A 4,680-nucleotide genomic window follows, 5' to 3' on the forward strand; every position below is an offset into this window, starting at 1 on the left:
CGGATTCTTTGACTCGATATAGGGAACGGTATGAGCGCCGCAGTCGTGCCCGATCAGCAGGCTGTCGCATTGCGTATAATTGCGTGCGCCTTCGGCCTTGCGATGCGCCGAGACCTGTCCGCGATAGGTGTTTTGCGATTTGCCGGCGGAGATGCCCTTGGAGACGATACGGCTTTTGGTGTTGCGGCCGAGATGGATCATCTTGGTGCCGCTATCGACCTGCTGATATCCGTTCGACACGGCGATGGAGTAAAACTCGCCCTGCGAATTGTCGCCGCGCAGAATGCAACTGGGATATTTCCAGGTGATCGCCGAGCCGGTTTCGACCTGCGTCCAGGAGATATGCGAGTTCCGGCCACGGCAATCGCCGCGCTTGGTGACGAAATTATAGATGCCGCCCTTGCCCGCGCTGTCGCCGGGATACCAGTTCTGCACCGTCGAATATTTGATCTCGGCATCGTCGAGGGTGACGAGTTCGACCACGGCGGCATGAAGCTGGTTCTCGTCGCGCTGCGGTGCCGTGCAGCCTTCGAGATAGGACACGTAAGCGCCCTTGTCGGCGATGATCAGCGTGCGCTCGAACTGGCCGGTGTTGCGCTCGTTGATGCGGAAGTAAGTGGACAGCTCCATCGGGCAGCGGACGCCCGGCGGGATGTAGACGAAGGAACCGTCGGAGAACACGGCCGAGTTCAGCGTGGCGTAGAAGTTGTCGGAGGTCGGAACGACCGTGCCGAGATACTGCTTCACCAGATCGGGATGTTCGCGGATGGCTTCCGAGATCGGCATGAAGATCACGCCGGCCTTCTTCAGCTCGGCCTGGAAGGTGGTGGCGACCGAGACCGAATCGAACACGGCGTCGACAGCGATCTTGCGGCGCTCGGGATTCTCGTCACCCGGCTGCGGTTCGACGCCTTCCAGCATCGCGACTTCGCGCAGCGGAATGCCGAGCTTCTCGTAGGTCTTCAGAATCTCGGGGTCGATCTCGTCCAGCGAGGCGATCGATTTCTTCTTCGGCGCCGCATAATAGTGAATGTCCTGGAAGTCGATCTTCGGATAATCGACGCGCGCCCAAGTCGGCTCTTCCATGGTCAGCCAGCGGCGATAGGCCTCGAGACGCCATTGCAGCATCCAGTCGGGCTCGTTCTTCTTCGCGGAAATATATCGGACGATATCTTCGCTCAGCCCTTTCGGGGCGAGCTCGGATTCGATGTCGGTCTCGAATCCATAACGATATTGATCGACATCGATGAGGCGGACCTGATCGATCGTCTCTTGTACGGCAGCCATTCAATCCTCCGCTCGCGGTTTCAAGGACCGCGGTGGACATAACCAAACCAAAATTCAGAACTTGCTGGGGTCTTTACGACGTTCCGGCGGGAAAATCACCAGCCTTAGAACCGTTCAACCTCTGTTTCGTCGCTCTGCTTAATTAATGATCCCGCGAGCTTTTTCCAAGCCTCCAGGAACCGCTGGACGTCGCTTTCCGTGGTCGTCCACCCCAGGCTGACCCGGATACCGCTGCGGGTGAGTTCCGGTCCGAAGCCCATGGCCTCAATGACATGGGATGGCTGGACCTTACCAGAGGAACAGGCGGAACCCGACGATACCGCGATACCTTCGAGGTCGAATCCGATCACGGCCGTCTCGGCGCGGAGGCCGGGGGCGCCGAACAGGATCGTGTTCGGCAGGCGGGGAGCATCCTGGGCGAACACGGTGACGCCATTGTGCTGCCGCAAGCCTGCCTCAAGAATTTTACGCAGTTCGGCAATTTTCGCCATGTCAGGCAGGCTTGCGATGGCGGCCTTTGCAGCCGCGCCAAAGCCCGCGATTCCGATCACATTCTCGGTCCCGGCACGCCGCGACAGCTCCTGACCGCCGCCACGCAGCAGTGGCTCCGGACCAATGAGATTGTCGCCAATCACCAGCGCGCCGACGCCCTTGGGGCCACCGATCTTGTGCGCAGAAATCGATAGAAGATCAACCTGCAATTCCTTGATATCGATCGAAATCTTGCCAAGCGCCTGCACCGCATCAACATGCAGGACGCAGCCTGCGTCACGGACCGCTTGAGCAATTTCAGCAACGGGCTGCAGCGCTCCCGTCTCGTTATTGGCGAGCATAACCGACACAAGCGCCGGCGGCCCGCCCGCCAGCAAAGCCTGCAATCGGGCAGGATCCACGACGCCGTCCCGATCAACGTCGAGCATCATTGATAGCTTTGTATCAAACCTTCCCGCCGCCATCACCGAGGGGTGCTCGACAGCCGAAACGATCAACCGCTCCACCGGTGCCCCGCCCGTCCGGGCGATGCCCGGCACGAGGGCCAGTGCATTGGCCTCGGTTCCGCCCGAGGTGAAAACCACCTGACGCGCCTCGGCACCAACGGCCGCAGCCACGGCGGCCCTGGCGTCCTCGACGATCCGCCGCGCCTGCCGGCCTTCGCTATGCACCGATGACGGGTTCCCGGCGGCATCCATGGCGGCCAGCATCGCCGCCCGCGCTTCGGGGCGCAGCGGGGTGGTCGCGTTCCAGTCGAGATAGACACGCTCCCGCGCCAAACCTGATCTCCTGCAATCCTGATTGCGTCTCTTAGACCAAACCGGCACCGAATGCGCGCCCGGCCGCACCTGATGCGTTCAATATGCTTGCTTTTCGCCCCTGCGCTTATGGTAGAACGCGGCCTCCACTCCACCCGGCGCGGCCTCCTGCGGCGCCGATTGCCCGTCTCACCGGGCGCGCTGACGACCGCCGCGCCGAGACCGGGACCAAGGATCACGATGCCCGAAGTTATTTTTGCAGGCCCTGCCGGCCGTATCGAAGGCCGCTATCATCCTGCCAAGCAGAAGAATGCGCCGATCGCGATGGTGCTGCATCCGCACCCGCAATTCGCCGGCACGATGAACCACCAGATCGTCTACCAGTGCTATTACGCCTTCGTGCATCGCGGCTTCTCGGTGCTGCGCTTCAATTTCCGCGGCGTCGGCCGCAGCCAGGGCTCGTTTGACCACGGCACCGGCGAGCTCTCGGACGCCGCTGCAGCGCTCGACTGGGCGCAGTCGATCAATCCCGAAGCCCGCGCCTGCTGGGTCGCCGGCTTCTCCTTTGGCGCCTGGATCGGCATGCAGCTTCTGATGCGCCGCCCGGAAGTTGAAGGCTTTATCTCGATCGCGCCGCCGGCCAACCTCTACGACTTCTCGTTCCTGGCGCCCTGCCCGTCCTCGGGCCTGATCGTCCATGGCGACAAGGATGCCGTGGTGCCGGCCAAGGACGTCAATACGCTGGTCGAAAAGCTGAAGACCCAGAAGGGCATCGTGATCGACCAGCAGGTCATCCCGGGCGCCAACCACTTCTTCGACAACAAGCTCGAGCCGCTGATGGAATCGGTGACCAGCTATCTCGACATGCGCCTCGCCAACGTGCGCTAAGCACTGCTGCGAGTATCAAACAAAAAGCCCTCGGCCGACCGCCCGAGGGCTTTTTCGTTGCGAAGGTGCTGCGATCAGAACGATCGCAGGATCTGCACCGAACCGTTATACAGGTTCTGGTCGCGGATCTCGTAAGCCTGCCCCGCGGGTCGGCCGGTGACATTGCCCATATAGGTGCCGCCGAGATTCTGATCGAGCCGCGTATAGGTGAATTCGGCCGAGAGCGTCAGGTTCTTGACCGGCGTCCATGCCGTGCGCGTGCCGATCTGGGCGATAGCAAAATCGAAATTGTTCGTCGTGTCCGAGAGACTGCCGACATTGGTGCCCGTCGGCGCTGCCGCGGTGCTGGTGCCGAGCCGACCACCTGCAGGGCTGAACGCCGCCGCGAGCAACGCATTGCCGCCGTCGCCATAGGAGATGTGGCTGTAGTTGCCGAACAGCGAAGTGCGCCAGTTTGTGTTCCAGTAATGCTCGTAGAACGCACTGATCTGCCAGGTCTCAGCCTGCTGGATCTGGCCATTCGGCGCGAACACGCCATCGAGCAGATAGCCGAAGCCGACGGTGTTGCCCTCAAACTTCGCAAAACGGCCGCCGCCCTGCGTATCCAGCGTGCCGCCGCCAAAGACGTATTTGGTCGCGCCCTTGCCGTAAGACGCCTCGAGCTTCAGGCTGTCGCCGGCGCCGGTCGGCAGGTTCTTGAATTCAACCGCGCCGGTGACCGCAAAGCCGTAGGAATCATCGGCGTGGCCGAAGGATTGATTCGCGCCCCAGAAGCCAGGCGTGATCGTATGCATCGCCGCGCCGAAATGCAGCGAGCCCCACTTCTGGTCGAGGCGGACATTGCCGACGATATCGGGAATGTGGTTGCCGCCATAGGAATTGCCGAGGAACGTGTTCGACACCGTGCCGTAATTCTGGTTGCCGAACTGGCCTGCACCGGGGGCGACAATGAAGTTCGCGGTATTGTAGAGACCGGCATTGCGATAGGGCGACGCGTTTTCAAGCGAGATCGATGCTGATACGCCATTGCCGAATTCAGCGGTGTAGGCGATTTGCGGCAGACCGGTCGTGTTGTTCGAGCCGGCAAGGAAGCCCGACGAGATATAGGGTTTGGTCAGCGCCCATTGCGGATCGAATTGCGACACCGCCTTGCCGAAGGTGAAGCCTGCGAACTGGATGAAGGCGAAATCGACCTCGGTGAAGCCGCCGGCGATGCTGTCGCGATCCTGGGTGAAGTCGAGCTGAAAATTCGCAT

At 61.5% G+C, this 4,680-nt stretch carries 4 protein-coding genes; 1 reads left to right on the top strand and 3 read right to left on the bottom strand.

What is annotated here, in order from left to right; genetic code table 11:
- Positions 1–1,287: Fe-S cluster assembly protein SufB (gene sufB, locus ACIQ2A_RS25505; protein WP_398484795.1), on the bottom strand; the 1,287-nt coding region annotated here is incomplete at its 3' end.
- 104 nt (positions 1,288–1,391) lie between these two features.
- On the bottom strand, positions 1,392–2,558 hold the full coding sequence (locus tag ACIQ2A_RS25510; protein WP_398484796.1) for a cysteine desulfurase family protein: 1,167 nt from the start codon (positions 2,556–2,558) through the stop codon (positions 1,392–1,394).
- 219 nt (positions 2,559–2,777) lie between these two features.
- Here ACIQ2A_RS25510 and ACIQ2A_RS25515 point away from each other — a divergent pair, with 219 nt between their 5' ends.
- Positions 2,778–3,425 carry an alpha/beta hydrolase gene (locus tag ACIQ2A_RS25515; RefSeq protein WP_233021841.1) on the top strand — a complete coding sequence of 216 codons (648 nt, stop codon included), beginning with the start codon at positions 2,778–2,780 and terminating at the stop codon, positions 3,423–3,425.
- A gap of 74 nt (positions 3,426–3,499) precedes the next feature.
- Here the strand turns inward: ACIQ2A_RS25515 and ACIQ2A_RS25520 are convergent.
- On the bottom strand, positions 3,500–4,680 hold a 1,181-nt coding region (locus ACIQ2A_RS25520; protein WP_398484798.1), incomplete at its 5' end, for a porin.

The sequence above is a fragment of the Tardiphaga sp. genome, assembly GCF_044336785.1.
Taxonomy (GTDB): Bacteria; Pseudomonadota; Alphaproteobacteria; order Rhizobiales; family Xanthobacteraceae; genus Tardiphaga.